This window comes from Trabulsiella odontotermitis (assembly GCF_001297775.1).
Lineage (GTDB): Bacteria > Pseudomonadota > Gammaproteobacteria > Enterobacterales > Enterobacteriaceae > Trabulsiella > Trabulsiella odontotermitis.
The window spans coordinates 116431-143155 of sequence record NZ_LIFX01000014.1; the positions used below are offsets into that span (position 1 = coordinate 116431).

Here is a 26725-nt window from a genome sequence, read left to right on the forward strand (position 1 = left end):
GCAATGCATTCATTACAACGTAAAGTTCTCCGTACCATTTGCCCCGATCAGAAAGGGCTTATCGCTCGCATCACCAACATTTGCTACAAGCACGAGCTGAACATCGTGCAGAACAATGAGTTTGTTGATCACCGTACGGGGCGCTTTTTCATGCGTACCGAGCTGGAAGGCATTTTTAACGACGTCACGCTGCTTGCTGATCTCGACAGCGCCTTACCGGAAGGCTCCGTGCGCGAACTGAACCCGGCCGGTCGCCGTCGTATTGTGATTCTGGTGACCAAAGAGGCTCACTGCCTTGGCGATCTGTTAATGAAAGCCAACTATGGCGGTCTGGATGTGGAAATCGCCGCCGTCATTGGTAACCACGACACGCTGCGTCCGCTGGTCGAACGTTTTGACGTTCCGTTTGAGCTGGTCAGCCACGAAGGACTGTCGCGCGAAGATCACGACAATCTGATGGCGACCGCCATCGAAGCGCACCAACCTGACTACGTCGTGCTGGCGAAATATATGCGCGTTCTGACGCCTGATTTCGTGGCGCGCTTCCCGAACAAAATCATCAATATTCACCATTCGTTCTTACCCGCCTTTATCGGCGCGCGTCCTTATCATCAGGCATACGAGCGTGGTGTTAAGATTATCGGCGCGACCGCCCATTACGTTAACGATAATCTGGACGAAGGCCCGATCATTATGCAGGACGTGATTCATGTGGATCACACCTACACGGGCGACGATATGATGCGCGCCGGACGCGATGTAGAGAAGAACGTTCTCAGCCGTGCGTTGTATCAGGTACTGGCACAACGCGTATTCGTTTACGGTAACCGGACGATCATTCTGTAATCCTCTGCGAAATGAACTGATTAGCTTTGCATCGTTACGCATAAAAAGCAGGCAAACAGTTCGTTTTTATCGAAGGAAGGCTTTACAGCGGCGCATCATTTGATATGATGCGCCCCGCTTCCCGAAACGGGAGCGGGCCAGTATTAAGCAATACCCCGTGGTGGGGTTCCCGAGCGGCCAGAGGGAGTTGACGGTAAATTTGTCGTCATCGACTTCAAGGTTCGACTCGAGCGATAGCGAGAGAACGTTGCCCCAGGCAACGGCCCGAAGGGTGAGGAGCTTTAGCTCCGAATAATCCTTCCCGATATCGAAATACCATACAATGAATTACCCCGTGGTGGGGTTCCCGAGCGGCCAAAGGGAGCAGACTGTAAATCTGCCGTCATCGACTTCGAAGGTTCGAATCCTTCCCCCACCACCATCTCCAAACGCCATTCCTACAATATGAATTACCCCTGGTGGGGTTCCCGAGCGGCCAAAGGGAGCAGACTGTAAATCTGCCGTCATCGACTTCGAAGGTTCGAATCCTTCCCCCACCACCATCACTCTTCTGTAGCATCATCTCCACGAATAGCACTGTTGCTTTATGTTCCGCCATTGCGGGGAAGGATGAGAAGCTTCGACTGAGGTTCGACTCGAGCGAAAGCGAGAGAGCGTTGCCAACGGCAACGACCCGAAGGGTGAGGAGCTTTAGCTCCGAATAATCCTTCCCCCACCACCATCACTTCTCAATAAATTCTTATCCGGCTTTTGCGGCCCTGTTTTCCCTGGTGGCGTTTCACTTACCGGGCCTACGAGCTACAAACACACCGCCACGAATTGTAGGCCGGGTAAGGCGTAGCCGCCACCCGGCAAACAGCCATAAAAAAACCCTGCCGAAGCAGGGTTCAGTGGCACTCGAGGCGTGTTAGCGTCGCGCGCGAACAATCTGGTATTTGCGCGTCAGATATTCCACTGGCGCACTCCAGATATGCACCAGGCGCGAGAACGGGAACAGTACAAACAGCGTCATTCCCAGCACCAGATGTACACGGAACACAAACGCCACCCCTTCGAGATGGGCAGACGCACCGCCGTGGAAGGTCACTACGGATTGCGCCCAACCAACCAGCTTCATCATCTCACTGCCATCCATATGCTGCGCCGAGAACGGGATTGTCAGCAGGCCCAGCGCGCACTGTATCATCAGCAGAGAGAGGATCAGGATATCCGCCGTTGTTGTGGTAGCGCGAACTCGCGGGCTGAACAATCGGCGTTTCAGTAGCATCAGACCGCCAACCAGCGTCATCACGCCGCAGGCGCCGCCCGCGATCATCGCCATTTTCTGTTTTACATCGATGGGTAAGAACGCTTCATACATCCAGTGTGGCGTCAGCATCCCCAGGAAGTGTCCGGCGAAAATCCCCAGGATCCCGAAGTGAAACAGGTTGGACGCCATATTCATGCCCTTGCGATCCAGCATCTGGCTGGAGGACGCGCGCCAGCTGTACTGCCCATAGTCATAGCGCAGCCAGCTCCCCACCAGGAAAACCGTGCCCGCGATGTAGGGATAAATGTCGAAAAAGAACATATTAAGGAATGACATTAGTGCTGCCCTCCGTTAGAGATTTCCAGATATTGCGGGGCGACGGCGCCAGCAAAACGACGCTGATGTGCAGAGATTTCAGACTCGCCACAACCCTGATCGGCGAAGAATTTCACCTGCTCTTCTTCCCAGACGGCATCTAACGCCTGCGGGGTATCGTCACGCGCTTCCGTGGCGATTTTCTCTGCCACTTTATCGCTGTCGATGTCGGTACTGGCCAGCGTCAGCAGTACGTCGAACAACACTGCATAGCGGCTGTCACGCTGAGTCAGCCGCGCACTCAGCAGCGCCAGAATCGGCGCAATATCCTGCAGACCGCCAATAGCCTCACGCTCAGGCAGTTGCCCCAGATATTCCAGATAAAGCGGCAGATGGTCCGGCAGTTCGCGGCTGTCAAGTTGCAGACCGTGCTGCTCGTACTGCGCCATCAGGTCAACCATCGCCTGGCCCCGATCGCGGGATTCGCCGTGAACGTGTTCAAACAGCAGCAACGAGGTGGCGCGACCGCGATCAAACAACTCGCTGTAGGCTGCCTGTGCATCCAGTAAATCCTGAGTGGTCAGATCGCGCAGGAAAACAGCCAGTTTTTGCGATTCCGCTTTTTGCAGTTTTTCTGACGACGCAAGTGCTTCGAAAAGCTCCTGCTGATGCTGCCACAGGGCAGCATCCGGGTATTCGAGCAGTCGTGCGACAATGACGAGTTCAATCATTGGTGCGACTCCGTTTTGCTGGTCACATCGATGGCATCAATGCGGCGGCTGTTGAACAGGTTGAATTTGGTATCAGATCCGTGGCAACCATCGCCAAAGCTGAACCCACAACCGCTTTTTTCCGGGAAGGCGTCACGCGCCAGTTCACGATGGCTGCTCGGTACCACAAAGCGATCTTCGTAATTGGCGATCGCCAGGTAACGGTACATTTCCTGCGCCTGCGCTTCACTCAGGCCGACCTCTTCCAGCGCGCGGGTATCGCTGATACCGTCAACGGTTTCTGCACGTTTGAAATGACGCATTGCCAGCATGCGTTTCAGCGCCCGCAGTACCGGCTGAGTGTCACCCGCAGTCAACAGATTCGCCAGGTATTGCACCGGAATACGCAGGCTTTCAACATCCGGCAGAATGCCGTTGCTGCTCAGTTCACCCGCATCGGCGGCAGACTGAATCGGTGACAATGGCGGCACGTACCAGACCATCGGCAACGTGCGGTATTCCGGGTGCAGCGGTAACGCCAGCTTCCAGTCCATCGCCATTTTGTAAACAGGCGACTGTTGCGCCGCGTCGATCACGCTCTGCGGGATGCCGTCTTCCAGTGCCTGCGCAATCACCAGCGGATCGTTCGGGTCGAGGAACACCTCCAGCTGGCGCTGATACAGGTCTTTCTCGTTTTCGGTGCTGGCCGCATTTTCAATCGCGTCCGCGTCGTAGAGCAGCACGCCGAGGTAACGGATACGCCCGACACAGCTCTCGGAACACACGGTCGGCATACCCGCTTCGATGCGCGGATAGCAGAAAATGCACTTCTCCGATTTACCGCTCTTCCAGTTGAAGTAGATTTTTTTGTACGGGCAGCCGGTAATACACATGCGCCAGCCGCGGCACTTGTCCTGGTCGATCAGCACAATGCCATCTTCTTCACGCTTGTAGATGGCACCGCTCGGGCAGGTGGCGACACAGGCCGGGTTAAGGCAGTGTTCGCACAGGCGCGGCAGGTACATCATGAAAGTGTTTTCGAACTGGCCGTACATCGCCTTCTGCATGTTTTCGAAGTTCTGGTCTTTGGCGCGTTTTTCGAACTCGCCGCCCAGGATCTCTTCCCAGTTCGGACCACTGGTGATCTTGTCCATGCGTTGACCGGTGATCAGTGAACGAGGACGGGCAATCGGCTGGTGCTTGCTTTCCGGTGCGGTATGCAGGTTCTGGTAGTCGTAATCAAACGGTTCGTAATAATCTTCAATGCCCGGCAGATGGGGGTTGGCGAAGATTTTACCCAGCAGCATCGCCCGGTTACCCATTCGCGGCTGTAGCTTGCCGTTGATTTTACGGATCCAGCCACCCTTCCATTTCTCCTGATTTTCCCAGTCGTTCGGGAAGCCGGTGCCCGGCTTACTTTCTACGTTGTTGAACCAGGCGTATTCCATGCCTTCACGGCTGGTCCAGACGTTTTTACAGGTGACTGAGCAGGTGTGGCAACCGATGCATTTGTCGAGATTCAGCACCATGCCGACTTGTGAACGAATTTTCATTTTACGCTCTCCTGTACCTGGTCATTACCTTCGCCGTCTAACCAGTTAATGTTCTTCATCTTACGTACCACCACGAACTCATCGCGGTTAGATCCTACGGTGCCGTAGTAGTTAAAGCCGTAAGCCAGTTGGGCATAGCCGCCGATCATATGCGTCGGTTTCGGACTGATGCGGGTGACGGAGTTGTGGATCCCGCCACGCTGACCGGTGATTTCTGATCCCGGCAGGTTCACGATGCGTTCCTGTGCGTGATACATCATGGTCATCCCGGCCGGAACACGCTGACTGACCACCGCACGGGCGGTTAATGCGCCGTTGCTGTTGAACACTTCGATCCAGTCGTTATCCTCAATTCCCAGATCTTTAGCGTCAGCTTCACTCATCCAGACGATCGGGCCGCCGCGTGACAACGTCAGCATCAACAGGTTGTCGCTGTAGGTGGAGTGGATCCCCCACTTCTGGTGCGGCGTCAGGAAGTTCAGTGCTTTCTCAGGATTGCCGTTGGATTTCTGACCCATCACCACTTTCACCGAGCGGGTGTCGATCGGCGGACGGTACACCAGCAGGCTTTCGCCAAAGTCACGCATCCACTGGTGATCCTGATACAACTGCTGGCGGCCAGACAGCGTACGCCATGGGATCAGTTCGTGAACGTTGGTGTAACCGGCGTTATAGGAGACGTGCTCGTCTTCCAGCCCTGACCAGGTCGGGCTGGAGATGATTTTGCGCGGCTGTGCCTGAATATCGCGGAAGCGAATTTTCTCTTCTTCTTTATTCGTTGCCAGATGAGTATGGTCGCGACCGGTAAATTCACTCAGCGCCGCCCAGGCTTTCACTGCCACGTGACCGTTGGTTTCCGGCGCCAGGGTGAGGATCATTTCCGCCGCGTCAATCGCCGTATTGAGCATCGGCTGGCCTTTAGCCGGGCCGTCGGCTTTGGTGTAATTAAGCTTACGAAGCAGATCCATTTCACTCTGGGTGTTCCACGCAATCCCTTTACCGCCGTTGCCGATTTTCTCCATCAACGGGCCGATTGAGGTAAAGCGCTCCCAGGTCGCCGGGTAATCACGCTCAACGACCATGATATGCGGTGCAGTTTTGCCCGGGATCAGGTCGCACTCACCCTTCTTCCAGTCTTTCACATCCAGCGGTTGCGCCAGTTCAGCGGCAGAATCGTGCTGAATCGGCAGCGTCACTACGTCAGTTTCTTTACCCAGATGCCCGACGCAAACTGTTGAGAATGCTTTCGCGATGTCTTTGTAGATCTCCCAGTCGCTCTTCGACTCCCACGCCGGATCGACGGCTGCGGAGAGCGGATGAATAAACGGATGCATGTCCGAGGTATTCATGTCGTCTTTTTCGTACCAGGTCGCAGTCGGCAGCACGATGTCGGAATAGAGGCAAGTGCTCGACAGGCGGAAGTCCAGCGTCACCACCAGATCCAGCTTGCCGTCGAGCCCGTTATCCACCCACTCCACCTCTTCCGGCTTCGCAGCGCCCTGCTGACCGAGATCGACACCCTGAATACCGTTCTCAGTGCCGAGCAGGTATTTCAGCATATATTCGTGGCCCTTGCCGGATGAGCCCAGCAGGTTCGAACGCCAGATAAACAGGTTGCGCGGATGGTTTTTGCCGTTTTCCGGTTGCTCAGCAGCAAAACGGATAGTGCCTTCTTTCAGGGATTTCACGGTGTAATCCACCGGCGTCATGCCCGCTTTTTCCGCCTCAGCGGCGATGCGCAGCGGGTTAGTCCCGAGCTGCGGCGCCGACGGCAGCCAGCCCATGCGTTCGGCACGCACGTTGAAGTCGATCAGGTTACCGCTGTAACGGGATTTATCCGCCAGCGGCGACAGCAATTCCTGCGCGGTTAACGTTTCATAACGCCACTGGCTGGAGTGGTTATAAAAGTAGGAGGTACTGTTCATGTGACGTGCCGGACGCTGCCAGTCGAGGGCAAAGGCCAGCGGCTGCCAGCCGGTCTGCGGACGCAGTTTTTCCTGACCCACGTAATGCGCCCAGCCGCCACCACTCTGACCTACGCAGCCGCAGAAGATCAGCATATTGATAAGCCCGCGATAGTTCATATCGAGGTGATACCAGTGATTCAGACCGGCGCCAACGATGATCATCGAGCGACCGTGTGTCTTATCGGCGTTATCAGCAAATTCGCGGGCGGTGCGGATGATATGCGCGCGCGGCACGCCGGTGATCTGCTCGGCCCACGCTGGCGTATACGCTTTGATATCGTCATAACCGCTAGCGCAGTTTTCGTCGTCCAGACCGCGATCAAGACCGTAATTTGCCATCGTCAGATCGTAAACGGTGGTCACCAGCGCGGTAGAGCCGTCAGCTAGTGGTACGCGTTTCACCGGCAGTTTATGCAGCAGGATGTTTTCCAGCTCGACACTGTTGAAGTGCTCAGTGCCGTCACCGCCGAAATACGGGAAACCGACGCTGGCGATATCATCATGGCTGCCGAGCAGGCTTAAGCGCAACTGGATGTCTTCACCGGTGTTACCGTCACGCTGTTCGAGGTTCCATTTGCCTTTATCGCCCCAACGGAAACCAATAGAGCCGTTCGGCGCGGTCAGACTGCCGGATTCATCAAAAGCGACTGTTTTCCACTGCGGATTTTTCTCCTGACCCAGCGCATCGACGAGGTCAGCGGCACGCAGCGTGCGACCCGGCGCATAGAAACCGTCACGTTCTTCGAGCATTACCAGCATCGGCATATCGGTATAGCGACGCACGTAGTCGGTGAAATACTGGCTGGGTTTATCGAGATGGAATTCGCGCAGCATGACGTGACCCATCGCCATTGCCATTGCTGCATCGGTACCCTGCTTCGGTGCCAGCCACAGATCGCAGAGCTTGGCGATTTCCGCGTAGTCCGGGGTAATCGCTACGGTTTTGGTGCCTTTGTAGCGAACTTCGGTAAAGAAGTGCGCATCCGGGGTACGGGTCTGCGGAACGTTAGAGCCCCAGGCAATGATGTAGCTGGAGTTGTACCAGTCGGCCGATTCCGGCACGTCGGTCTGTTCGCCCCAGGTCTGCGGCGACGCTGGCGGCAGGTCGCAGTACCAGTCATAGAAGCTCAGGCAGGTGCCGCCAATCAGCGACAGGTAGCGCGCACCGGAGGCGTAAGAAACCATCGACATCGCCGGGATCGGCGAGAAGCCCGCGACACGATCCGGGCCGTAGGTTTTCACGGTATAGACGTTAGACGCGGCAATCAGTTCATTGACTTCCTGCCAGGAGGAACGCACGAAACCACCGCGGCCACGCGCCTGCTTGAAGCTTTTGGCTTTGTCCGCGTCTTCGATGATAGAAGCCCAGGCATTCACCGGATCACTGTGTTGCGCTTTTGCTTCACGCCACATCTTCATCAGGCGTTTACGCATCAGGGGATATTTCAGGCGATTGGCGCTGTACAGATACCAGGAGTAACTGGCACCACGAGGGCAGCCACGCGGCTCGTGGTTTGGCATATCCGGACGGGTACGCGGATAGTCAGTCTGCTGCATTTCCCAGGTCACCAGACCGTTTTTAACGAAAATCTTCCAGCTACAGGAGCCGGTGCAGTTTACGCCGTGCGTGGAGCGAACCACTTTGTCATGCTGCCAGCGCTGACGGTATCCATCCTCCCAGTCCCGGTTGGTGTTAAGAAGCTGGCCGTGCCCGTCGGCAAAGATTTCGCCCTTCTGCTTGAAGTAGCGAAACCGGTCCAGGAATTTACTCATCGGGTTTCTCCTGTAAGGAGCCTGGTGGCTCTCTGGTCAATCGACATTGCTTAAATTGCAGCGAAAGTAACGTCCTGAAAGATGGGAGGAATTGATAACGATCAAGGCGGTTTGCGTTAACAAAGGGCCTGAAAATGACAGATACTCCCTGAGTGGTAGGCATTTTTATTTTTCAATGCACTGATTTATAAAGAGTTTATGTAATAAGTGCTTGCTGTTTGCTTTTCCTGATCTTCTCCTGGGTATTAAGGGGTAGATCGCGTCCCTGTCAGAACATTGTGTTACCGATGTCACAGATCTGACAGCATCGCCAGTTCATTAGTATGTTGTAACTAAATAGGGTATAAAAAAAGGCGCGGTTGCCCGCGCCAGGATAATCAAGAAGTCACTTTATTTTTTTGTTTTACGCCCGTATACCGCCCAGGTGATCACCACACAGGCAATATAGAACACGAGGAACACTTTCATGGCGCCCGCCGGAGAACCAGTGAGATCCAGCGAGGCACCGAAGGCTTTCGGAATAAAAAAGCCGCCGATAGCGCCAATGGCCGAGATAAAGCCCAGCGCGGCGGCGGTGTCGGTCGCGGCTTCACGCATCGCTCTTTCTTCGGTACCGCCCTGCGCTTTCACACGCTCCATGGTTATCTTGCGGAAAATCAGCGAGATCATCTGGAAGGTGGACGCACTCCCCAGACCGGCCGTCAGGAACAGCACCATAAAGACCGCGAAGAAGGCGAGGAAGTTACCGCCCTCTCCGTGCGTCGGCAGCGTCAGGAACAACAGCGCACAGAAGATGGCCATCACCACAAAGTTCACCAGTGTGACGCGGGTCCCCCCGAGGCGATCAGAGATGGCGCCGCCAGTTGAACGCGCCAGCGCGCCAATAAACGGACCGAAGAAGGCATAATGCAGGATCTGTACATCCGGGAACTGCGTTTTCGCCAGCATCGCAAAGCCTGCGGAGAAGCCGATAAACGAGCCGAACGTTGCCAGATATAACAGGCTCATGATCCACAGATGACCCCGTTTAAGTACCGGCAGTTGTTCGCTCAGCGACGCTTTCGACGCCGCCAGATCGTTCATGCCAAACCAGGCCGCGAGGGTGAAAATCACCAGCAACGGCACCCAGATCCAGGCAGCATTTTCGAGATACAACATGGAGCCGTCCGGTTGTGCCGCCCCGCTGCTGCCAAAGAAGGCAAACACCGAAAGAGAGACCACCAGCGGCGCAACCAGTTGCATCACGCTCACGCCCATGTTGCCGAGACCGCCGTTAATCCCCAGCGCCCCGCCCTGTTTCTGCTTCGGAAAGAAGAAGCTGATGTTGGCCATGCTGGAGGCGAAATTGGCGCCAGCAAAACCACACAGCAAAGAGATAATGACAAAGGTGCTGAACGGCGTTGAGGGATCCTGCACCGCAAAACCTAACCACACGCAGGGAACGATCATGATGCCGGTACTGAACGCCGTCCAGCGACGACCGCCAAATACCGGAACCATAAAGGCGTAAGGCACACGCAACAGCGCACCGGAGAGCGCCGGTAGTGCTGTCAGCATAAACAGCTGATCGGTCGTAAACCGGAAGCCGACTTTATTGAGATTAACTGCCACAGCGCTGAACAACATCCATACACAAAACGCCAGTAACAGGCAGGGTACGGAAATCCACAGATTTCGACTCGCAATGCGATGCCCTTTCTGCTGCCAGAATGCAGGATCTTCAGGACGCCAGTCAGTAATGACCGCACTGCTTGCCTTCTCCTCAACGGAAGAGTGACTCATAGACACCTCTGATTATGAATATCAACGGTGCAACATTGAGTTTTTCCAGGGGCTGGTAAGTTGATATAAATCAAAGGAAAAGTGGGCGCCAGGAGCGGCAGAAAATGCCTGTTATCCTTAGTGAGTAGTAAAATACTCTTAAAAAAGTGTGGTTTTTCACGCGACTGATGCCAGCGGACATCTTTCTCCCTCCGAATCACCCACTGGCGGCAATTAAGAGGTAATCCTTTTTGGGTGTGGGTATACTCCGGGGGATACCGGACAATAGCACAAGTCCGGGATAACACCCCGGCTCAGGAGCCAGACCGCCCAATGCATAAACGTCGTTTTACACCGCTCACGCTGGTGAATCAACTGGTGCTGATCGTCCTGCTGTCCACCCTGATTGGGGTGACAGGCATGACGATTTCCGCCCGTCTGGTCCACGGCGTCCAGGGCAGCGCACATGCCATCAACAAAGCGGGATCGCTGCGCATGCAGAGCTATCGCCTGCTGGCATCCATTCCGCTGACCGCCGAAGATCAGATCTTACTGGATAACATGGAAGCCACTGTTTTTAGCCCTGAGCTGGAACAGGCTGCCATCCGCGACGGGCAGGTACCGCAACTGACTGCCCTGCAAAAATATTGGCAGGGCGAGCTGGCCCCCGGCATGAAAAAAGCGGAGAACCAGGCGACCGTCGCGGGCGATGTCGCCAGCTTTGTCAACCGCATCGACCAACTGGTGTATGCCTTTGACCATACCACCGAAGAGCGGATCACCAGCGTCGTATCAACCATGCGCTGGATGGTGCTGGTCATGGTGCTGCTGCTGATTTTCACCATCGTCTGGCTGCGTGCCCGGCTGATGCATCCCTGGCAACAGCTGCTGCGCATGGCGCGGGCGGTAAGTCAGCGCGATTTTACCCAACGCGCGCGCATCAGCGGGCGTAACGAAATGGCGACGCTCGGCATGGCGCTGAATAACATGTCCGAAGAGCTGGCGGAAAGCTATGCGGTGCTTGAGCAACGCGTACAGGAAAAAACCGCGCGGCTGGAGCAGAAAAACGAAATTCTGGCATTCCTCTGGCAGTCCAACCGCCGCCTTCACTCTGGCATTCCGCTCTGCGAACGTATCTCGCCAGTGCTGAGCGATCTTCAGGGGCTAACGCTGCTGCAGGACATCGAAGTTCGCGTGTACGACACCGAAGACGAAGAGAATCATCAGGAATTTACCTGCCACTCTGAAAACAGCTGCGATGAAAAAGGCTGCTATCTCTGCCCTCGCGACCTGCCGTCGGTCTCCCGGGGAGGCAGCACGCTGAAATGGCGGCTGGCCGATGCGCATAATCAGTACGGCATTCTGCTGGCGACGCTGCCGACGGGCTGCCACATGAGTCACGATCAGCAGCAACTGGTCGATACACTGGTTGAACAACTGACCTCAACGCTGGCGCTGGACTGGCATCAGGAGAAACAGCAACAACTGATCGTCATGGAAGAGCGCGCCACCATCGCCCGCGAACTGCATGATTCGATCGCCCAGTCGTTATCCTGTATGAAAATGCAGGTGAGCTGCCTGCAGATGCGGGGCGAAGCGCTGCCGCCCGAGAGCCGTGATCTGCTGGCGCAGATCCGCAATGAACTGAACACCTCCTGGGCGCAGTTACGCGAGCTGCTGACCACCTTCCGCCTGCAGTTGACCGAGCCGGGGCTTCGCCCTGCGCTGGAAGCCAGCTGCATTGAGTACAGTGCGCATTTTGGTTTCAATGTACAGCTGGATTACCAGCTACCGCCGCGTTATGTGCCGTCGCATCAGGCGATCCACGTACTGCAAATCGTGCGCGAGGCGTTGAGCAACGCCCTGAAACATGCGCAGGCAACCGAAGTAAAAGTGACCGTCTATCAGCAAGAACATCAGGTAAAACTGATCGTGGAAGATAACGGCTGCGGCGTACCGGATCACGCCGAACGCAGCAACCATTACGGTTTAATCATCATGCGGGATCGCGCGCAAAGCCTGCGAGGCGATTGCCAGGTGCGTCGACGCGACAACGGTGGAACAGAAGTTGTCGTGACCTTTATTCCCGAAAAATCTCTCTCGTTACAACAAGGAGATACCTATGAGTAATCAGGAACGGGCAACCATCCTGTTAATAGACGATCACCCGATGCTACGCACCGGCGTAAAACAACTCATCAGCATGGCGCCGGATATTCAGGTTGTTGGCGAAGCCAGCAACGGAGATCAGGGCATTGAGCTTGCTGAGTCGCTCGATCCTGATCTGATCCTTCTCGACCTCAATATGCCCGGCATGAACGGTCTGGAAACCCTCGACAAACTGCGTGAAAGAACGTTATCCGGCCGCGTGGTGGTGTTCAGCGTGTCGAATCATGAAGAAGATGTGGTGACCGCCCTGAAGCGCGGCGCAGACGGTTATCTGCTGAAAGATATGGAGCCGGAAGATCTGCTGAAAGCGCTGCAACAGGCCGCTGCCGGTGAGATGGTGTTAAGCGAAGCGCTGACGCCGGTTCTGGCTGCCAGTCTGCGCGCCAATCGCGCGACGTCTGATCGCGACGTCAGCCAGTTGACCCCGCGCGAGCGCGATATCCTCAAGCTTATCGCCCAGGGGCTGCCCAACAAGATGATCGCCCGCCGCCTCGATATCACCGAGAGCACAGTGAAAGTCCACGTTAAGCATATGCTGAAAAAAATGAAACTGAAATCTCGCGTGGAAGCCGCAGTCTGGGTTCACCAGGAGCGCATCTTCTGATCATTCCAGCGGCTGTGATTGCCAGGCGGGCGGACTGCTGCTGTCGGGAAATACCGTCAGCGGTTCGGTCGATGACAGCGTGATCTCATTGGATGAGACTCGCTGACCTTTCTTGTCTTCCACCACCACTGACAGATGCCACTTATTGCTTGCCCCTTCGCTGTAGTCCCAGGCAGGAATAATCACCGTCCAGCCGTCGGCGCTTCCGCTGTCAATTGGCGGCGTCAGGCTTAGCGCCTGCGTATCACCCTGCCAGTGCAGCGCCCTGATGCCATGCAGGCTGCGCACCTGTAGTTTCAGTTGCACCGCTTCTCCCGGCTGCAAATCCCACGGCGGCGTCGCCAGAAATACCGACAACGTTTTCCGCTGACGATACTCCATTACCGGCAAATCGCTGCGCTCCGGGCTGTCATACCGACTGCCGCGCAGCGAGGTCGCCGCCGCCACTTCGCTGGCCTGCAGCTGTTTTTTTAACGGCACGCCAAAGCGGTAATTGAGCTTCATGCCCAGGTTGTTCTGACTGACACCGCTCTCGCCCTGCTTGTGCAGCGCGCTAATGGTCACCAGCGGCACAGGCGTATAATTGACGCCCAGCGACACGGCCATCGGGTTGTGGTAGCCGGTACCACTATGGAAGAGATCGACGCTGTCGCCGTAATATTGCTCAAGACTGACGCTGGTGTTGATGTGCTGATAAAACGGCAGACGCGCCTGAGCGGTGAGATCATACCCGCGCGCCATCCGCTCCGACTGGGTGTCACTACGTACGCTCCAGTCGTTGAACGGTTGATAATAGTTGGCCGACAGTCGCAAATACTCGCCCCACGCCTCGGCGCCAAAACCGCCGCGCGCCAGGTTTTCATCAAGCTGACGGTCATAAAACGTGTTGTAGCCCAGTAGCCAGTCGCCCGCTATCCAGCGTTGGCCGATCCCCGCGTTGCTGACCAGCCCATCATCCTGCTGTGCGACGCCGACCTGGCTCCAGGTCAGATAACGGTTAGTGTCCTGCAACGGCACAAACCAGTTACCACGACTGCCGCTAAAACCGCCGTCGTCATCCACCGTCAGGGCCACGCTGGCATTCCCCCACGGCGACAGCAGCGTTTCCAGTTGCTGATTCACCTGGCCGCTCACTTCGGTGCGCAACTTGTCGAGGGCAAACACTTTCGCCTGCTCGTCGGTCTTCAGGCCGTTATCTTCCATGCTGGCCTCGCCAAAGTCTTTGGCCATTTCCGCCAGATGTCGGGCGCTGTCATCCTGCACGGGGGTAAGACCGAGATCGGGGAGGTTATCCTGGTTATTATCGAACGGGTTTTCCGCCTGCTGCATAAAGGACGATGGCGCACCCGCAACACCTCCTGCCAGCAGCAAGAGTGATAACAACAGCGGGGTGGCACGGCGGAATAAAAGAGGCATCACGTTAGTTAATAAAAAGCAATGGGACGGTGTTATCGGACAAAACTGAAAGGTTAGTGTAGCGTGATCCTCACCCGGATTCGACCACCGGCCAAATTCCAGGATTTTTTCCACCTTTCTGGCGATGCGGCAACTACAGTTAATCCATAACTTCCTTAATGAGACTGCATGATGAAACCCATCCTTTACACCGCGCTGGCGAGCACGCTGCTGTGGAGCGTTGCATCACAGGCCAGTGAACTCTTTCAGCTGCAATCCCCCGCCTTTGCCGATAACGGCCTGATGGACAAAAAGTTCGCTGGGAACAACAGCCAGAACGCGAACTGTACCGGGGAAAATATCTCTCCCGCGCTGGTGTGGAGTAATCTGCCCGCGCAAACGCAAAGTCTGGTGTTAGTGGTTCACGATCCCGAAGGCGCGAAAGGCCTCGGCGTGACCCATCTGGTGGCCTATAACATCGTCCCCTCCGCCGCCGGGTTTGCCGAAAATGCCCTGCGCGACGGCAAAGGGTTTACTGGCGGCAAAAACACTCCCGGTACCGATCGCTGGTATGGTCCCTGCCCGCCGCCAGGCAGCGGCGCACACCACTACACCTTTACGCTGATCGCCACCTCTCTGCCGCCCTCCCTGCCAGCGGGGCTGACGCGCGAACAACTGTTTGACAAAGTGAAAGGGAACACGCTGGCGGCGACCGGGCTGATTGGCCGCTTCGGGCAATAGTCTCTGTCGCAGATCATGGTGTGGCCTCTTACCGTTTGGCATCAGCCTGGCGGCGCTGTAGCATTGCGGGACCACACACCGTGTTGAACAGGAGTCATCATGCAACGTATTGTGATTATCGCTAACGGCGCCGCTTACGGTAGCGAATCGCTTTTCAACAGCCTGCGTCTGGCTATCGCGTTACGCGAACAGGAGGCGCTGGATCTGAAACTGTTTCTGATGTCGGATGCTGTCACCGCCGGGCTGCGCGGTCAGAAACCCGCCGAAGGCTATAACATTCAGCAGATGCTGGAGATCCTCACCGCGCAGAACGTACCGGTCAAACTGTGCAAGACCTGCACCGACGGGCGCGGCATCACCACGTTGCCGCTGATTGACGGCGTTGAGATCGGCACGCTGGTTGAACTGGCGCAGTGGACACTGGCCGCTGACAAGGTGCTGACGTTTTAATTTTTGCTGCGTGCTGGCGTATTTCCCGCATTATATTTTCAGCTGACGCGCTTTTTTCGACGAAAGCAGACGTCAGCTGAATGCTTTCAGGTGGATTGTCATTAATGTTTAATCTTTACGGCATTATTTGATCAAAATCATCATCTCAGACCTCCCCCTTTGGTGTTATGCAGAGAGCGAAATGTGAACAACATCACGCTCAGGAGTCGGTGGCAGGGAGCACTAAGCTTCATTCAACGGGGTAGAATAATGGCGCTGGTAAAAGCAAGTTTGACGTTATTTGGTGGGGATACAGTGGTGGTACGCTGCTCGGAGCGTTGCCATATTCATTTGATGAGCGCAAAAAATCGCGCCAGTGAAACACAAACAGACATTCTGAGCGTGCAAAACCGCGAGAATGCTTTCCTGACAGTACCCTACAGCGGTACATGGAACGTGCTGATCGACAGCCACAGCCAGTCGCTGGAACACTCCATTAGCTACGTTCCGGCATAATGATCGGGGCGGGTTTCATGCCCGCCCTGCTATACACGTCAGACAAACTGTGGCAGCGTTTCGCCACCCAACAGATTCCGCACTCTTTCCACCAGTTCATCCAGGCTGTTATCGCACATCCCGAGTTTACGCAGTTCCTGATCGAGTGAGAAAAGATACTGCGCGTTGGTGCCGAGCGGACCGCTGGCGGCGGCAATCAACGGCGCGATCACCTGCACGCTGGTGTCTGATTCATACAGCGGATGGCGGGGATCCATAATGAACACCAGCGCGTTAACCGTACGACCATCATCAAGCGTCAGCTTGCACCAGCTGGGTAAATAGCAGCCGGTGATCATCTCACGCTTCCACAGCAGCGTGAGTTCGTCTTCGAGGGTAGCTTCAGGCAGGCGATAAGCCACACCGGTGGTGCGCCCGCCCTCTTTCAGCGCCAGCATCCGACCAGGCTGACAGGCGGTACCCCGCCCGGCGGTCAGACGCAGACAAAATGCACGGTGCCAGCCCACCAGCGTGCCGGTACAGGATTCCGTAAAATCCAGCGCCGGGTTCCACATTAATGAACCGTAACCAAATATCCATACCGGGCCATCATCTGGTCGACAGGCCAACGTTGCAGCTAATGACGCTGCACGTTGTTCTGATGACCAGAGTAGCGATTCCTCAATAGAACCAAAAGCCGTTTTACAATCGGCTTTCATTAAGAAATCACGTGTTAACAATTTTAACCTCCACCACTGCCTGCTTCCCTGCAACATCTTTATTTCGCCATCCCGGCGTGTTGCTGAATTATTATCCAGCATTTGATGAAGATAAACAATTAACGGTACGGTGGCAAGGCAATAAAAGATAAAATAAGATTTTGTGATATTTATTTCTTTTTATGCCATTTATCGTCATCCCCTTTTTGATAGTCATGCTTCACCGCGGCCCACGCCACCTTGTGCGCGGTTTCCTCGCGGCTGGCGTCGTCCCGCCGTTCGGACTTGTCCTTGTACTGTTCCCAGGCGCTATTGAACGCCTCTTTATAAATATCCTGCGCGTGAGACGGCAGAACATGTTTTACGCTGTCCGGCAAAGCGCTTTTGCTTTTATATGGCATGGTCATCTCCAGGTGTGATAAGGGAATATTAAGCCTGGGACAAATTCCCTTTCATTTCCAGGGAGAAAGGTTGCTAAATTTAAGATTGAGATAATTCTCTGTAATCTAAACCTAAATTAAACAGAATAAGAAAATATGCTGTGCGTGACGTTTAATAAACGATGACGGGTAAATTTGAGTAAAATCGCAATGAATCTGAAAGAAAGTCTGTTATTTTAGCGGCTTACGTCATCTATAATTAGATCAATTTAGCAAAACACCTGCATTAATGGAGATGGTTCATGACCCATGCACATGAGGCGGTAAAGACCCGCCACAAGGAGACGTCGCTCATTTTCCCGGTGCTGGCGCTGGTAGTGCTGCTGTTTCTCGGAAGCAGTCAGTCACTGCCAGTGATCATCGGGATTAACCTTCTGGCGCTGGTCGGTATCTTAAGCAGCGCATTCAGCGTCGTGCGCCATGCCGACGTTCTGGCACACCGCCTTGGCGAACCTTATGGTTCACTGATTTTAAGCCTTTCCGTCGTGATTCTGGAAGTCAGCCTGATTTCCGCATTAATGGCGACCGGCGATGCCGCGCCAACCCTGATGCGCGACACACTCTATTCCATCATTATGATTGTTACCGGCGGTCTGGTCGGTTTTTCACTGCTGCTCGGCGGGCGTAAATTCGCCACGCAATATATGAATCTGTTTGGCATCAAACAGTATCTGATTGCCCTTTTCCCGCTGGCCATTATTGTGCTGGTGTTTCCGATGGCGCTGCCGGGTGGCGATTTCAGCATTGGCCAGTCCCTGCTGGTCGCCGCGATATCTGCCGGGATGTATGGCGTTTTCCTGCTCATCCAGACCAAAACGCATCAGAACCTGTTTGTTTATGAGCATGAAGACGACAGCGACGACGACGATCCGCATCACGGTAAACCGTCGGCCCACGGCAATCTGTGGCATACCGCCTGGCTGATTGTCCATCTGGTCGCGGTCATTGCGGTCACTAAAATGAATGCCAGTCCTCTGGAAGCGCTGCTGACCAGCATGAACGCGCCTGTGGCTTTTACTGGCTTCCTGGTGGCGCTGTTGATCCTCTCCCCGGAAGGGTTGGGGGCGCTGAAAGCGGTGCTGAACAATCAGGTACAGCGGGCAATGAATCTTTTCTTCGGCTCTGTGCTGGCGACCATTTCGCTGACGGTGCCGGTGGTGACGATCATCGCTTTCATGACCGGCAACGACCTCCACTTTGCGCTGGGCGCGCCGGAGATGATTGTGATGGTGGCGTCGCTGGTGTTGTGCCAGATATCGTTTTCCACCGGCCGCACCAATGTGCTGAACGGCGCGGCGCATCTGGCGCTGTTTATCGCTTACCTGATGACGATATTTGCGTAACGAACGCAGAGACAAAAAACCCCGCCGAAGCGGGGTTTTTCATTAGTGGCTGGTGTCCAGCTCGTCGAAACTCTTCACCAGATCGTCAATCGCTTTGATCTGCTTCAGGAACGGTTCGAGCTTGTCGAGCGGCAGTGCAGACGGGCCATCGCATTTCGCGTGTTCCGGATCCGGATGCGCTTCAATAAACAGACCGGCCAGACCGGTCGCCATCCCGGCGCGCGCCAGTTCAGTGACCTGAGCACGACGACCGCTGGACGCCGCGCCAAACGGGTCGCGGCACTGCAGCGCGTGGGTGACGTCGAAAATCACCGGCGCATTGCCAGAAACTTTCTTCATCACGCTGAAGCCCAGCATGTCAACCACCAGGTTGTCGTAACCGAAGTTCGCGCCGCGATCGCAGAGGATCACCTGCTCGTTGCCGCCTTCACGGAATTTATCCACGATATTGCCCATCTGCCCGGGGCTGACGAACTGCGGTTTTTTCACGTTGATAACGGCACCGGTTTTCGCCATCGCTTCGACCAGGTCGGTCTGGCGGGCGAGGAATGCCGGTAACTGGATAACATCAACGACATCCGCCACCGGCTGCGCCTGCGATGCTTCATGAACGTCAGTGATGACTTTCACGCCGAAGGTCTGTTTCAGTTCCTGGAAAATCTTCATCCCCTCTTCGAGGCCCGGGCCACGGTAGGAGTGAATGGAGGAACGGTTCGCCTTATCAAAAGAGGCTTTGAACACGTACGGGATGCCCAGCTTCTGGGTGACGGTCACATAGTGTTCGCAAATGCGCATGGCGAGATCGCGTGATTCCAGCACGTTCATACCACCAAACAGCACGAACGGCAGGTCATTTGCTACGTTGATATCGCCAATGCTTACCACTTTTTGTTTCATAGGATCGCCTTATCAGGGTTTAACCGGATTCATTCCAGATTAATGCAAAGTAATTTGTTTATGCGAAATCGTGTTGATTTGTGCGCGGATCATCTCGCTAATCGGATCTTCCGGGCACTGTTCCACAAAATAGCTTAAGTCCAGCAGCGCGACGTGTTCGCACTCCAGCTGGGCGTAAATCAGTCCGCGGTCGCGGATTTCATACGGATCTTCAGGATTAAACTGCAACAACACCTCACTGGCCCGCAGCGCCAGTTCCATCTGCTGCTCTTCCATCAGCGCGGATTTTAACGTGTCGAGCAATTTGCGGATCACTTCGGCGTTATCCGCTTCATCGAGATCTTCGTTGTACAGCTCCGCCACCGGGCCGATGTTGCCTTTCAGCCACACTTCCAGCGTGTGCTCGTCCAGCGTGTCGCCATTGAACGGGTTAATCAGCCACATTTCGTCGGGATCGGTGTCGGCGCGCAAAATCAGCTGGGTCGGGAAAATCACCGGCACAACCGGCAGCGACAGGCGCTGCGCAACCCACAGGAAAATCGCGCCCAGCGATACCGCGCTCCCCTGACGGTTCTTCAGCACCTGATCCAGCCATAAGGCATCGGAAAGCCGGTAGACACCACGGGAGTCGCTGAATCCCCAGTCACCGTAAAACAGTTCCAGCAACCGTTCCATCTGCCGGTTTTGCGTCCAGGCGGCGCTGATTTCTTCCTGCGCCAGACTCACCAACTGTTCCAGCTCGTGGCTGACGCGCTGCGCATGAAAATCATCGCGGATCAATTCAGAAATGAGGATCATCCCATCGCATAAGGGTGCGTTGTTAAATTCAAAATCGGCTAATGACCTCATGACCTACCCCAGTAACGGTACTTTAGTGATGGCGAGTTTAATGATGATGAACAGCACCACCAGCCCCAGCAGGAAAGCGATAAAACCGACCTGCTGGCTGCGCTGAAACCGACGGCCCAGCGCGACAAAACCCAAAACGATGTAAATGATAACGCCAAACAGCTTTTCAGTCAGCCATGCCCCGTCTTCGGTGAAGGGCAGATAGTGCGTTATTGCGATAAGCCCGGCGCCGCTGAGTAACAGCAGCGTATCGACAGCATGGGGCAACACTTTCACCCAACGCGCCGTCAGCCGCGGGCTGTGCTGATACTTCCACCAGTAACGCAGCACAAACAGGCTCACTGACAACCCCGCGGTCAGAATATGAATGGCCAGCACTATCGTGAAAATATTCACGCTTTTCTCCCCAGCGTCAGACGTTCATTGCCGCCGTAGTCACGGCAGGTTTCTACTGCCACATAACCGGCGTCGGTGAACAGCGCCCGTACCGCCGCGCCCTGCGTCCAGCCATGCTCCAGCAGCATCATGCCATCATTCACAAGGAAGTTACGCCCTTCGCGGATGATATGGGCCAGATCGGCCAGACCGTGATCGGCCGCCACCAGCGCGGTTTTTGGCTCAAAACGCACGTCGCCCTGCGCCAGATGAGGATCCTGCTCATCAATGTACGGCGGGTTGCTGACGATCATCGCAAATTGTTGATCGGTCAGCGCATCAAACCAGTTACTCTGCAACAGCGTGACGTTGGTGATGCCGAGGTTATCCGCATTGCGTTGCGCCAGCGCGACGGCTTCCGGGATCACATCCACCGCCGTCACCTGGCAATCGGGGCGCTCACTCGCCAGCGCCAGCGCAATCGCGCCGGTACCGGTGCCTGAATCGAGGATGCGACAGCCAGTCGCGGGAAGCCGCGCCAGCGCCTGTTCGACCAGACACTCGGTGTCCGGCCGCGGGATCAGCGTGGCAGGGGAAACATACAGCGGCAATGACCAGAACTCACGCTGCCCGGTCAGATATGCCACCGGCTCACCACGTTCACGGCGGGCCAGCAGCGCTTCCAGCGGCTCGAGTTGCTCCGCGCTGAGCAGGGTTTCATCAAACGCCAGAATGTAGGTTCGCGCCTTGCCGGTCACATGACCCAGCAGGATTTCTGCGTCGCGGCGCGGGCTTTCGCTGGCGGCAAGACGCGCTATCGCCCGGGCCAGCCACTGTTGATAGGTCATCATTCCTGCTCTGACAGTGCCGCCAGCTGATCGGCCTGATATTCCTGCACGATCGGCTCAATCAGCATGTCCAGTTTACCTTCCATCGCTTCATCCAGGCGGTATAACGTCAGGTTGATGCGGTGATCGGTGACACGGCCCTGCGGGAAGTTGTAGGTGCGGTTACGATCGCTGCGATCGCCGCTGCCGAGCAGGTTACGGCGCTCAGAGGCTTCGGCCTGATGGCGTTTGGCGGCTTCTGCCGCGCGAATACGTGAGCCGAGCACGGACAGCGCTTTGGCTTTGTTTTTGTGCTGAGAACGCTCGTCCTGACACTCCACCACAATGCCGGTTGGCAGGTGAGTAATACGAATGGCGGAGTCGGTGGTGTTAACGTGCTGACCGCCCGCGCCCGAGGAGCGGAAGGTATCGATACGCAGATCGCCCGGGTTGATCTCCGGCATTTCCGCTTCCGGCAGTTCCGGCATCACGGCAACCGTGCAGGCGGAGGTATGAATACGCCCCTGCGATTCCGTCGCCGGAACGCGCTGAACACGATGGCCGCCGGACTCGAATTTCAGACGACCATACACACCGTCGCCGCTAATTTTGGCGATCACCTCTTTGTAACCGCCGTGCTCGCCATCGCTGGCGCTCATGATTTCCACGCGCCAGCGTCGTGCTTCGGCGTAGCGTGAATACATACGGAACAGGTCACCGGCAAACAGCGCCGCTTCGTCACCGCCGGTACCGGCGCGCACTTCGAGGTACGCGTTACGTTCATCATCAGGATCTTTAGGCAGCAGCAGCACCTGCAGCTGTTGTTCCAGCGCTTCGCTTTTTTCTTTCGCGTCGCGCAACTCGTCCTGCGCCATTTCGCGCATTTCCGGGTCGTCGAGCATCATCTGAGCCGCGTCAATGTCATCCTGAACCTGACGCCAGTCAGTAAAACAACGTGAAACATCGCTAAGCTGCGCGTACTCACGCGACAGTGCCCGGAACCGCTCCTGGTCGGCGATGGTATCCGCATCACCCAGCAGCGCCTGAACTTCTTCATGGCGCTCATGCAGAGCTTCCAGTTTAGCAACGATAGAAGGCTTCATAGGCGTAAATGCACCTTGTCATCAAATATAAAGTGAGGTGCGCTATTCCAGCCCGAGGCTGTTGCGCAGAATATGCAGGCGTTCTTCATCGCCATCGCGGGCGGCCTGCTGAAGAGATTTGGTCGGGGAGTGAATTAAGCGGTTAGTCAGTTTTCTCGACAGATCCTGAATGATGGCTTGTGGATCGCCGCCCTGCTCCAGCGCGCTCAGCGCTTTCGCGGTCAGCTCATCACGAACCTGATCGGCCTGGCTGCGGAAATCACGGATGGTCTCACTGGCGCTTTGCGCGCGCAGCCAGGCCATAAACTCGCTGGTTTCCTGCGCAACGATGCTCTCCGCCTGCACGGCGGCGGCCTGTCGTTGTGCCAGGTTGTGCTGAATAATATTCTGTAAATCATCCACGCTGTAGAGATAGGCGTTGGCAAGCTTGCCGACCTCAGGCTCGACGTCGCGTGGAACAGCGATATCCACCAGCAGCATGGGCTGATTGCGGCGTGCTTTCAGGGCGCGTTCAACCATCCCTTTACCGATGATCGGCAGCGGGCTGGCGGTGGAACTGATAATAATATCGGCGTCTTTCAGGCGCTCATCGACATCGCTCAGCGCAATCACTTCCGCGCCGACTTCATCCGCCAGCACCTGCGCGCGTTCCCGCGTCCGGTTGGCGATGACCATCTTATGCACCCGATGCTCACGCAGATGGCGCGCCACCAGCTCGATGGTTTCCCCGGCACCCACCAGCAGCACCGTTACGGTTGAGAGCGACTCGAAGATCTGCCGCGCCAGCGTACAGGCCGCAAACGCCACCGACACCGCACTGGCGCCGATGTCAGTTTCGGTGCGAACGCGTTTGGCGACGGAGAAGGATTTCTGGAACATACGCTCCAGGTCGCTGGCGTGTAAATGCCCGCGACTGGAATCCGCGAACGCCTTCTTTACCTGACCGAGGATTTGTGGTTCGCCAAGCACCAGCGAATCCAGGCCGCTGGCCACGCGCATGAGATGGCGAACGGCATCGTTATCCTGATGCCAGTAGAGGCTGGTACGCAGATCGGTTTCATTGAGGTTGTGGTAATCACACAGCCAGCGGATCAACGCTTCCTGTAAATTCCCCTCTTCCTCCACGCTGAGATAAAGCTCGGTGCGGTTACAGGTCGAGAGCACAACACCGCCCTGCACCATCGGCTGTGCCAGCAGGCTCTCCAGCGCCTGGTCGAGCGTATCCGGCGAAAACGAAACACGTTCTCGCAACGCGACCGGAGCTGTTTTGTGGTTGATGCCGAGAGCTAACAGGGTCATAGAGCGGGAGTAGTACCAGCGTTGATAAGGTTAGTCTGTATGCATCATACAGGATGCACGGTTCCAATAAAAGAGACTGCCCCTTTTGGCGTACCGGCCCGGGCCGCGAATTTTTTGAATTAAGACAACATGAACGTAGACGCTATTCCTGCACAACGCTAGCATAAAGGCTTAACGACGTTATGCAACGCACCTCAAGGATTTGTCACAATGATGCGCACGCCCCGACTGATTCGCCTGCTGCCGCTGGCAGCCCTGGTTCTTACCGCCTGCTCCATCAATGCGCCGAAAGGCCCGGGGAAAAGCCCTGACGCGCCGCAGTGGCGTCAGCATGAGCAGCAAGTCCGTCAGCTTAACCAGTACCAGACGCGCGGCGCGTTTGCCTACCTTTCCGACGAACAAAAAGTCTATGCCCGCTTTTTCTGGCAGCAAACCGGCCAGGAACGCTATCGCCTGCTGCTGACCAACCCGCTTGGCAGCACCGAGCTTGAGCTGAACGCGCAGCCCGGCAGCGTGGAGTTAGTGGATAACAAAGGCCAGCATTACACCGACACCAACGCCGAAGAGATGATTGCTAAACTGACCGGCATGCCGATTCCGCTCAACAGCCTGCGCCAGTGGATCCTTGGCCTGCCCGGTGACGCCACCGATTATACGCTGGATGAGCAGTATCGCCTGAGCACGCTCAACTATCGCCAGAACGGCAAAAACTGGAAAGTCACTTACAGCAGCTACGACAGTAAAACGCAGCCGGCATTGCCTTCCAACATGGAACTGACTGACGGCAGCCAGCGCATCAAGCTGAAGATGGATAACTGGATCGTCAAATGATGAGCCGCTGGCCTTCCCCTGCGAAGCTGAACCTGTTTTTGTACATCACCGGGCAACGTCCGGACGGTTACCATACCCTGCAGACGCTGTTTCAGTTTCTCGATTACGGCGACACCATCACCATCGAACCGCGTCAGGACGGCCAGCTTCGGCTACTGACGCCGGTCGAGGGCGTGCCAGAAGCGGAGAATCTCATTTCCCGTGCGGCGCGTCTGCTGATCGATGCGGCCCCGGCTGGCAGCGGCGCGGACATCAGTATCGAAAAACGCCTGCCGATGGGCGGCGGTCTTGGCGGCGGCTCATCCAACGCGGCGACGGTGCTGGTCGCCCTGAATCATCTCTGGGGCTGCGGGTTGTCTGTTGACGAACTGGCGGCGCTGGGTCTGACGCTTGGCGCGGATGTCCCGGTTTTCGTGCGCGGGCATGCGGCCTTTGCGGAGGGTGTCGGCGAGTTGCTCACCCCGGTGGAGGTGCCTGAAAAATGGTATCTTGTCGCGCATCCTGGCGTGAGTATTCCTACTCCGCTCATTTTTAAAGATCCGGCGCTGCCGCGAAATACTCCGGTACGGTCAATAGAAACGTTATTAAAATGTGAATTTGCCAACGATTGCGAGGTTATCGCAAGAAAACGTTTTCGCGAGGTTGATGCGGCGCTTTCCTGGCTGTTAGAATACGCGCCGTCGCGCCTGACTGGCACAGGAGCCTGTGTCTTTGCTGAATTTGACACCGAATCCGCCGCTCGTCAGGTGCTAGAGCAAGCCCCGGAATGGCTGCACGGCTTTGTCGCGCGAGGGATGAACACCTCTCCGCTGCAGTACGCCATTTTGGAGCAAACTGAGTCACGGTGACAACGTCACTCTTGTTCCAGACGTTGCATCGCGCTCTTTAAATACACCGCCTGGATGAAATGGCGCCCGGCCCGCACAGTTTTTTTGGCCCCTTTCATCCACCACTGGACGCATGCCTGAGGTTCTTCTCGTGCCTGATATGAAGCTTTTTGCTGGTAACGCCACCCCGGAACTAGCACAACGTATTGCCAACCGCCTGTACACTTCTCTTGGCGACGCCGCTGTAGGTCGTTTTAGCGACGGCGAAGTCAGCGTACAAATTAACGAAAACGTACGCGGTGGTGATATTTTCATCATCCAGTCCACTTGTGCTCCTACCAACGACAACCTGATGGAATTGGTTGTTATGGTCGATGCCCTGCGTCGTGCTTCCGCAGGCCGTATCACAGCCGTAATCCCTTACTTTGGTTATGCTCGTCAGGATCGCCGTGTGCGTTCCGCGCGTGTGCCGATCACCGCTAAAGTTGTCGCTGACTTCCTGTCGAGCGTTGGCGTTGACCGCGTACTGACCGTTGACCTGCATGCTGAACAGATCCAGGGCTTCTTTGATGTCCCGGTTGATAACGTATTTGGTAGCCCGATCCTGCTCGAAGATATGCTGCAACTGAATCTGGATAACCCGATTGTGGTTTCCCCGGATATCGGCGGCGTGGTTCGCGCCCGTGCTATCGCCAAGCTGCTGAACGATACCGACATGGCGATCATCGACAAACGCCGTCCGCGCGCTAACGTTTCTCAGGTGATGCATATCATCGGTGACGTTGCCGGTCGCGACTGCGTGCTGGTTGACGATATGATCGACACCGGCGGTACGCTGTGTAAAGCGGCAGAAGCTCTGAAAGAGCGAGGTGCAAAACGCGTGTTCGCCTACGCTACACACCCCATCTTCTCTGGAAATGCGGCAAATAACCTGCGTAACTCGGTCATCGACGAAGTGGTGGTTTGTGATACCATCCCGCTAACGGATGAAATCAAAGCCCTGCCGAACGTGCGTACCCTGACGCTGTCCGGCATGCTGGCCGAAGCGATTCGTCGTATCAGCAACGAAGAATCGATTTCTGCCATGTTCGAGCATTAATCGAACCGGCCTGATAAAACCCGCTGCGGCGGGTTTTTTTGTCCGTGTTGAACATTTGTATGACTTATTAATTAACTGTTATTGCCTCCTTCACCTGCCATTGACATAA

At 55.9% G+C, this 26725-nt stretch carries 24 protein-coding genes, 2 tRNA genes and 2 other RNA genes; 14 read left to right on the forward strand and 14 right to left on the reverse strand.

The features are described 5' to 3' along the window. Positions 1 to 3 precede the first annotated feature (3 nt). From purU to AOY23_RS19275, 5 genes are all read left to right on the forward strand, one after another. Positions 4 to 846: a formyltetrahydrofolate deformylase gene (purU, locus tag AOY23_RS18990; RefSeq protein WP_054180843.1), complete on the forward strand. Its 843-nt coding sequence runs from the start codon at positions 4 to 6 to the stop codon at positions 844 to 846. 166 nt (positions 847 to 1012) lie between these two features. After that, positions 1013 to 1158: non-coding RNA, RtT sRNA (locus tag AOY23_RS22095), on the forward strand. 24 nt (positions 1159 to 1182) lie between these two features. Continuing rightward, positions 1183 to 1267: transfer RNA gene (locus tag AOY23_RS18995), tRNA-Tyr, on the forward strand. 36 nt (positions 1268 to 1303) lie between these two features. Next, positions 1304 to 1388: transfer RNA gene (locus AOY23_RS19000), tRNA-Tyr, on the forward strand. A 46-nt stretch (positions 1389 to 1434) separates the two neighbouring features. Beyond that, positions 1435 to 1567, forward strand: a non-coding RNA gene (locus AOY23_RS19275) — RtT sRNA. 186 nt (positions 1568 to 1753) lie between these two features. On the opposite strand, the gene narI is transcribed toward AOY23_RS19275, so the two are convergent. The 5 genes from narI to AOY23_RS19025 all read right to left on the reverse strand — a co-directional run bounded on the left by narI (position 1754) and on the right by AOY23_RS19025 (position 10195). Then, entirely contained in the window at positions 1754 to 2431 is a 678-nt protein-coding gene (gene narI / locus AOY23_RS19005; protein WP_054180844.1) for a respiratory nitrate reductase subunit gamma, read from the reverse strand. Further along, positions 2431 to 3141 carry a nitrate reductase molybdenum cofactor assembly chaperone gene (gene narJ / locus AOY23_RS19010; protein WP_054180845.1) on the reverse strand — a complete coding sequence of 237 codons (711 nt, stop codon included), beginning with the start codon at positions 3139 to 3141 and terminating at the stop codon, positions 2431 to 2433. The genes narI and narJ overlap by 1 nt, the downstream gene beginning before the upstream one ends. Then, positions 3138 to 4673 (reverse strand): nitrate reductase subunit beta, encoded by a 1536-nt coding sequence (gene narH, locus AOY23_RS19015; protein WP_054180846.1) that lies wholly within the window; start codon positions 4671 to 4673, stop codon positions 3138 to 3140. Before narH ends, narJ begins: the two co-directional genes overlap by 4 nt. Continuing rightward, the gene (locus tag AOY23_RS19020; RefSeq protein ID WP_054180847.1) at positions 4670 to 8413 is read right to left on the reverse strand and encodes a nitrate reductase subunit alpha; all 3744 of its coding nucleotides are present in this window, start codon (positions 8411 to 8413) and stop codon (positions 4670 to 4672) included. Before AOY23_RS19020 ends, narH begins: the two co-directional genes overlap by 4 nt. A 390-nt stretch (positions 8414 to 8803) precedes the next feature. Then, a complete protein-coding gene (locus tag AOY23_RS19025) occupies positions 8804 to 10195 on the reverse strand; it encodes a NarK family nitrate/nitrite MFS transporter (protein WP_054180848.1) in 1392 nt (463 codons plus the stop codon). Positions 10196 to 10507: 312 nt separating this feature from the next. Between AOY23_RS19025 and narX the strand changes: the two genes are divergently transcribed. Further along, a complete protein-coding gene (gene narX, locus AOY23_RS19030; protein ID WP_054180849.1) occupies positions 10508 to 12304 on the forward strand; it encodes a nitrate/nitrite two-component system sensor histidine kinase NarX in 1797 nt (598 codons plus the stop codon). Further along, positions 12297 to 12947 (forward strand): two-component system response regulator NarL, encoded by a 651-nt coding sequence (gene narL / locus AOY23_RS19035; protein ID WP_049850091.1) that lies wholly within the window; start codon positions 12297 to 12299, stop codon positions 12945 to 12947. The genes narX and narL overlap by 8 nt, the downstream gene beginning before the upstream one ends. On the opposite strand, the gene AOY23_RS19040 is transcribed toward narL, so the two are convergent. Beyond that, a complete protein-coding gene (locus AOY23_RS19040) occupies positions 12948 to 14363 on the reverse strand; it encodes a YchO/YchP family invasin (protein ID WP_072171058.1) in 1416 nt (471 codons plus the stop codon). 171 nt (positions 14364 to 14534) lie between these two features. Here AOY23_RS19040 and AOY23_RS19045 point away from each other — a divergent pair, with 171 nt between their 5' ends. The 3 genes from AOY23_RS19045 (at position 14535) to AOY23_RS19055 (ending at position 16028) form a co-directional block, all read left to right on the forward strand. After that, complete coding sequence (locus AOY23_RS19045; protein WP_152958642.1) at positions 14535 to 15083, forward strand: YbhB/YbcL family Raf kinase inhibitor-like protein; 549 nt, start codon at positions 14535 to 14537, stop codon at positions 15081 to 15083. A gap of 99 nt (positions 15084 to 15182) precedes the next feature. After that, positions 15183 to 15533, forward strand: a complete 351-nt coding sequence (locus AOY23_RS19050; protein ID WP_054180851.1) for a DsrE/DsrF/TusD sulfur relay family protein — start codon at positions 15183 to 15185, stop codon at positions 15531 to 15533. A 249-nt stretch (positions 15534 to 15782) separates the two neighbouring features. After that, a complete protein-coding gene (locus AOY23_RS19055) occupies positions 15783 to 16028 on the forward strand; it encodes a DUF1883 domain-containing protein (RefSeq protein ID WP_049850094.1) in 246 nt (81 codons plus the stop codon). A 38-nt stretch (positions 16029 to 16066) separates the two neighbouring features. Here AOY23_RS19055 and AOY23_RS19060 read toward each other — a convergent pair whose 3' ends face one another. Together AOY23_RS19060 and chaB are read right to left on the reverse strand one after the other, a co-directional pair. After that, positions 16067 to 16747, reverse strand: coding sequence for a gamma-glutamylcyclotransferase (locus tag AOY23_RS19060; RefSeq protein WP_054180852.1), 681 nt, complete (start codon positions 16745 to 16747; stop codon positions 16067 to 16069). A gap of 149 nt (positions 16748 to 16896) precedes the next feature. Beyond that, a complete protein-coding gene (chaB, locus tag AOY23_RS19065) occupies positions 16897 to 17127 on the reverse strand; it encodes a putative cation transport regulator ChaB (protein WP_054180853.1) in 231 nt (76 codons plus the stop codon). 281 nt (positions 17128 to 17408) lie between these two features. On the opposite strand from chaB, the gene chaA reads away from it, so the two are divergent. Continuing rightward, positions 17409 to 18509 (forward strand): sodium-potassium/proton antiporter ChaA, encoded by a 1101-nt coding sequence (chaA, locus tag AOY23_RS19070; RefSeq protein ID WP_054180854.1) that lies wholly within the window; start codon positions 17409 to 17411, stop codon positions 18507 to 18509. Positions 18510 to 18551: 42 nt separating this feature from the next. On the opposite strand, the gene kdsA is transcribed toward chaA, so the two are convergent. From kdsA to hemA, 6 genes are read right to left on the reverse strand one after another with little or no spacing between them, the layout of a single operon-like run. Then, positions 18552 to 19406, reverse strand: coding sequence for a 3-deoxy-8-phosphooctulonate synthase (kdsA, locus tag AOY23_RS19075; RefSeq protein ID WP_054180855.1), 855 nt, complete (start codon positions 19404 to 19406; stop codon positions 18552 to 18554). Between the two features lie 39 nt (positions 19407 to 19445). After that, entirely contained in the window at positions 19446 to 20255 is an 810-nt protein-coding gene (gene sirB1, locus AOY23_RS19080; RefSeq protein WP_054180856.1) for an invasion regulator SirB1, read from the reverse strand. A gap of 3 nt (positions 20256 to 20258) precedes the next feature. After that, positions 20259 to 20651 (reverse strand): invasion regulator SirB2, encoded by a 393-nt coding sequence (sirB2, locus tag AOY23_RS19085; protein ID WP_054180857.1) that lies wholly within the window; start codon positions 20649 to 20651, stop codon positions 20259 to 20261. Continuing rightward, the gene (gene prmC / locus AOY23_RS19090; RefSeq protein ID WP_054180858.1) at positions 20648 to 21478 is read right to left on the reverse strand and encodes a peptide chain release factor N(5)-glutamine methyltransferase; all 831 of its coding nucleotides are present in this window, start codon (positions 21476 to 21478) and stop codon (positions 20648 to 20650) included. Before prmC ends, sirB2 begins: the two co-directional genes overlap by 4 nt. Then, on the reverse strand, positions 21478 to 22560 hold the full coding sequence (gene prfA, locus AOY23_RS19095; protein WP_054180859.1) for a peptide chain release factor 1: 1083 nt from the start codon (positions 22558 to 22560) through the stop codon (positions 21478 to 21480). The genes prmC and prfA overlap by 1 nt, the downstream gene beginning before the upstream one ends. 42 nt (positions 22561 to 22602) lie before the next feature. Continuing rightward, entirely contained in the window at positions 22603 to 23859 is a 1257-nt protein-coding gene (gene hemA, locus AOY23_RS19100) for a glutamyl-tRNA reductase (protein WP_054180860.1), read from the reverse strand. Positions 23860 to 24069: 210 nt separating this feature from the next. On the opposite strand from hemA, the gene lolB reads away from it, so the two are divergent. From lolB to prs, 3 genes are all read left to right on the forward strand, one after another. Continuing rightward, positions 24070 to 24690: a lipoprotein insertase outer membrane protein LolB gene (gene lolB, locus AOY23_RS19105; protein WP_152958637.1), complete on the forward strand. Its 621-nt coding sequence runs from the start codon at positions 24070 to 24072 to the stop codon at positions 24688 to 24690. Continuing rightward, positions 24690 to 25538 carry a 4-(cytidine 5'-diphospho)-2-C-methyl-D-erythritol kinase gene (ispE, locus tag AOY23_RS19110; RefSeq protein ID WP_161804033.1) on the forward strand — a complete coding sequence of 283 codons (849 nt, stop codon included), beginning with the start codon at positions 24690 to 24692 and terminating at the stop codon, positions 25536 to 25538. The genes lolB and ispE overlap by 1 nt, the downstream gene beginning before the upstream one ends. 130 nt (positions 25539 to 25668) lie before the next feature. After that, on the forward strand, positions 25669 to 26616 hold the full coding sequence (gene prs, locus AOY23_RS19115; protein ID WP_001518537.1) for a ribose-phosphate diphosphokinase: 948 nt from the start codon (positions 25669 to 25671) through the stop codon (positions 26614 to 26616). Positions 26617 to 26725: the final 109 nt, after the last annotated feature.

Excerpts from the sequence above, each read along its gene's own strand:
- purU (WP_054180843.1), top strand. The coding sequence starts at position 4 with ATGCATTCATTACAACGTAAAGTTCTCCGTACCATTTGCCCCGATCAG.
- narI (WP_054180844.1), bottom strand. The coding sequence starts at position 2,431 with ATGTCATTCCTTAATATGTTCTTTTTCGACATTTATCCCTACATCGCG.
- narJ (WP_054180845.1), bottom strand. The coding sequence starts at position 3,141 with ATGATTGAACTCGTCATTGTCGCACGACTGCTCGAATACCCGGATGCT.
- narH (WP_054180846.1), bottom strand. The coding sequence starts at position 4,673 with ATGAAAATTCGTTCACAAGTCGGCATGGTGCTGAATCTCGACAAATGC.
- AOY23_RS19020 (WP_054180847.1), bottom strand. The coding sequence starts at position 8,413 with ATGAGTAAATTCCTGGACCGGTTTCGCTACTTCAAGCAGAAGGGCGAA.
- AOY23_RS19025 (WP_054180848.1), bottom strand. The coding sequence starts at position 10,195 with ATGAGTCACTCTTCCGTTGAGGAGAAGGCAAGCAGTGCGGTCATTACT.
- narX (WP_054180849.1), top strand. The coding sequence starts at position 10,508 with ATGCATAAACGTCGTTTTACACCGCTCACGCTGGTGAATCAACTGGTG.
- narL (WP_049850091.1), top strand. The coding sequence starts at position 12,297 with ATGAGTAATCAGGAACGGGCAACCATCCTGTTAATAGACGATCACCCG.
- AOY23_RS19040 (WP_072171058.1), bottom strand. The coding sequence starts at position 14,363 with ATGCCTCTTTTATTCCGCCGTGCCACCCCGCTGTTGTTATCACTCTTG.
- AOY23_RS19045 (WP_152958642.1), top strand. The coding sequence starts at position 14,535 with ATGAAACCCATCCTTTACACCGCGCTGGCGAGCACGCTGCTGTGGAGC.
- AOY23_RS19050 (WP_054180851.1), top strand. The coding sequence starts at position 15,183 with ATGCAACGTATTGTGATTATCGCTAACGGCGCCGCTTACGGTAGCGAA.
- AOY23_RS19055 (WP_049850094.1), top strand. The coding sequence starts at position 15,783 with ATGGCGCTGGTAAAAGCAAGTTTGACGTTATTTGGTGGGGATACAGTG.
- chaB (WP_054180853.1), bottom strand. The coding sequence starts at position 17,127 with ATGCCATATAAAAGCAAAAGCGCTTTGCCGGACAGCGTAAAACATGTT.
- chaA (WP_054180854.1), top strand. The coding sequence starts at position 17,409 with ATGACCCATGCACATGAGGCGGTAAAGACCCGCCACAAGGAGACGTCG.
- kdsA (WP_054180855.1), bottom strand. The coding sequence starts at position 19,406 with ATGAAACAAAAAGTGGTAAGCATTGGCGATATCAACGTAGCAAATGAC.
- sirB1 (WP_054180856.1), bottom strand. The coding sequence starts at position 20,255 with ATGAGGTCATTAGCCGATTTTGAATTTAACAACGCACCCTTATGCGAT.
- prmC (WP_054180858.1), bottom strand. The coding sequence starts at position 21,478 with ATGACCTATCAACAGTGGCTGGCCCGGGCGATAGCGCGTCTTGCCGCC.
- prfA (WP_054180859.1), bottom strand. The coding sequence starts at position 22,560 with ATGAAGCCTTCTATCGTTGCTAAACTGGAAGCTCTGCATGAGCGCCAT.
- hemA (WP_054180860.1), bottom strand. The coding sequence starts at position 23,859 with ATGACCCTGTTAGCTCTCGGCATCAACCACAAAACAGCTCCGGTCGCG.
- lolB (WP_152958637.1), top strand. The coding sequence starts at position 24,070 with ATGATGCGCACGCCCCGACTGATTCGCCTGCTGCCGCTGGCAGCCCTG.
- ispE (WP_161804033.1), top strand. The coding sequence starts at position 24,690 with ATGAGCCGCTGGCCTTCCCCTGCGAAGCTGAACCTGTTTTTGTACATC.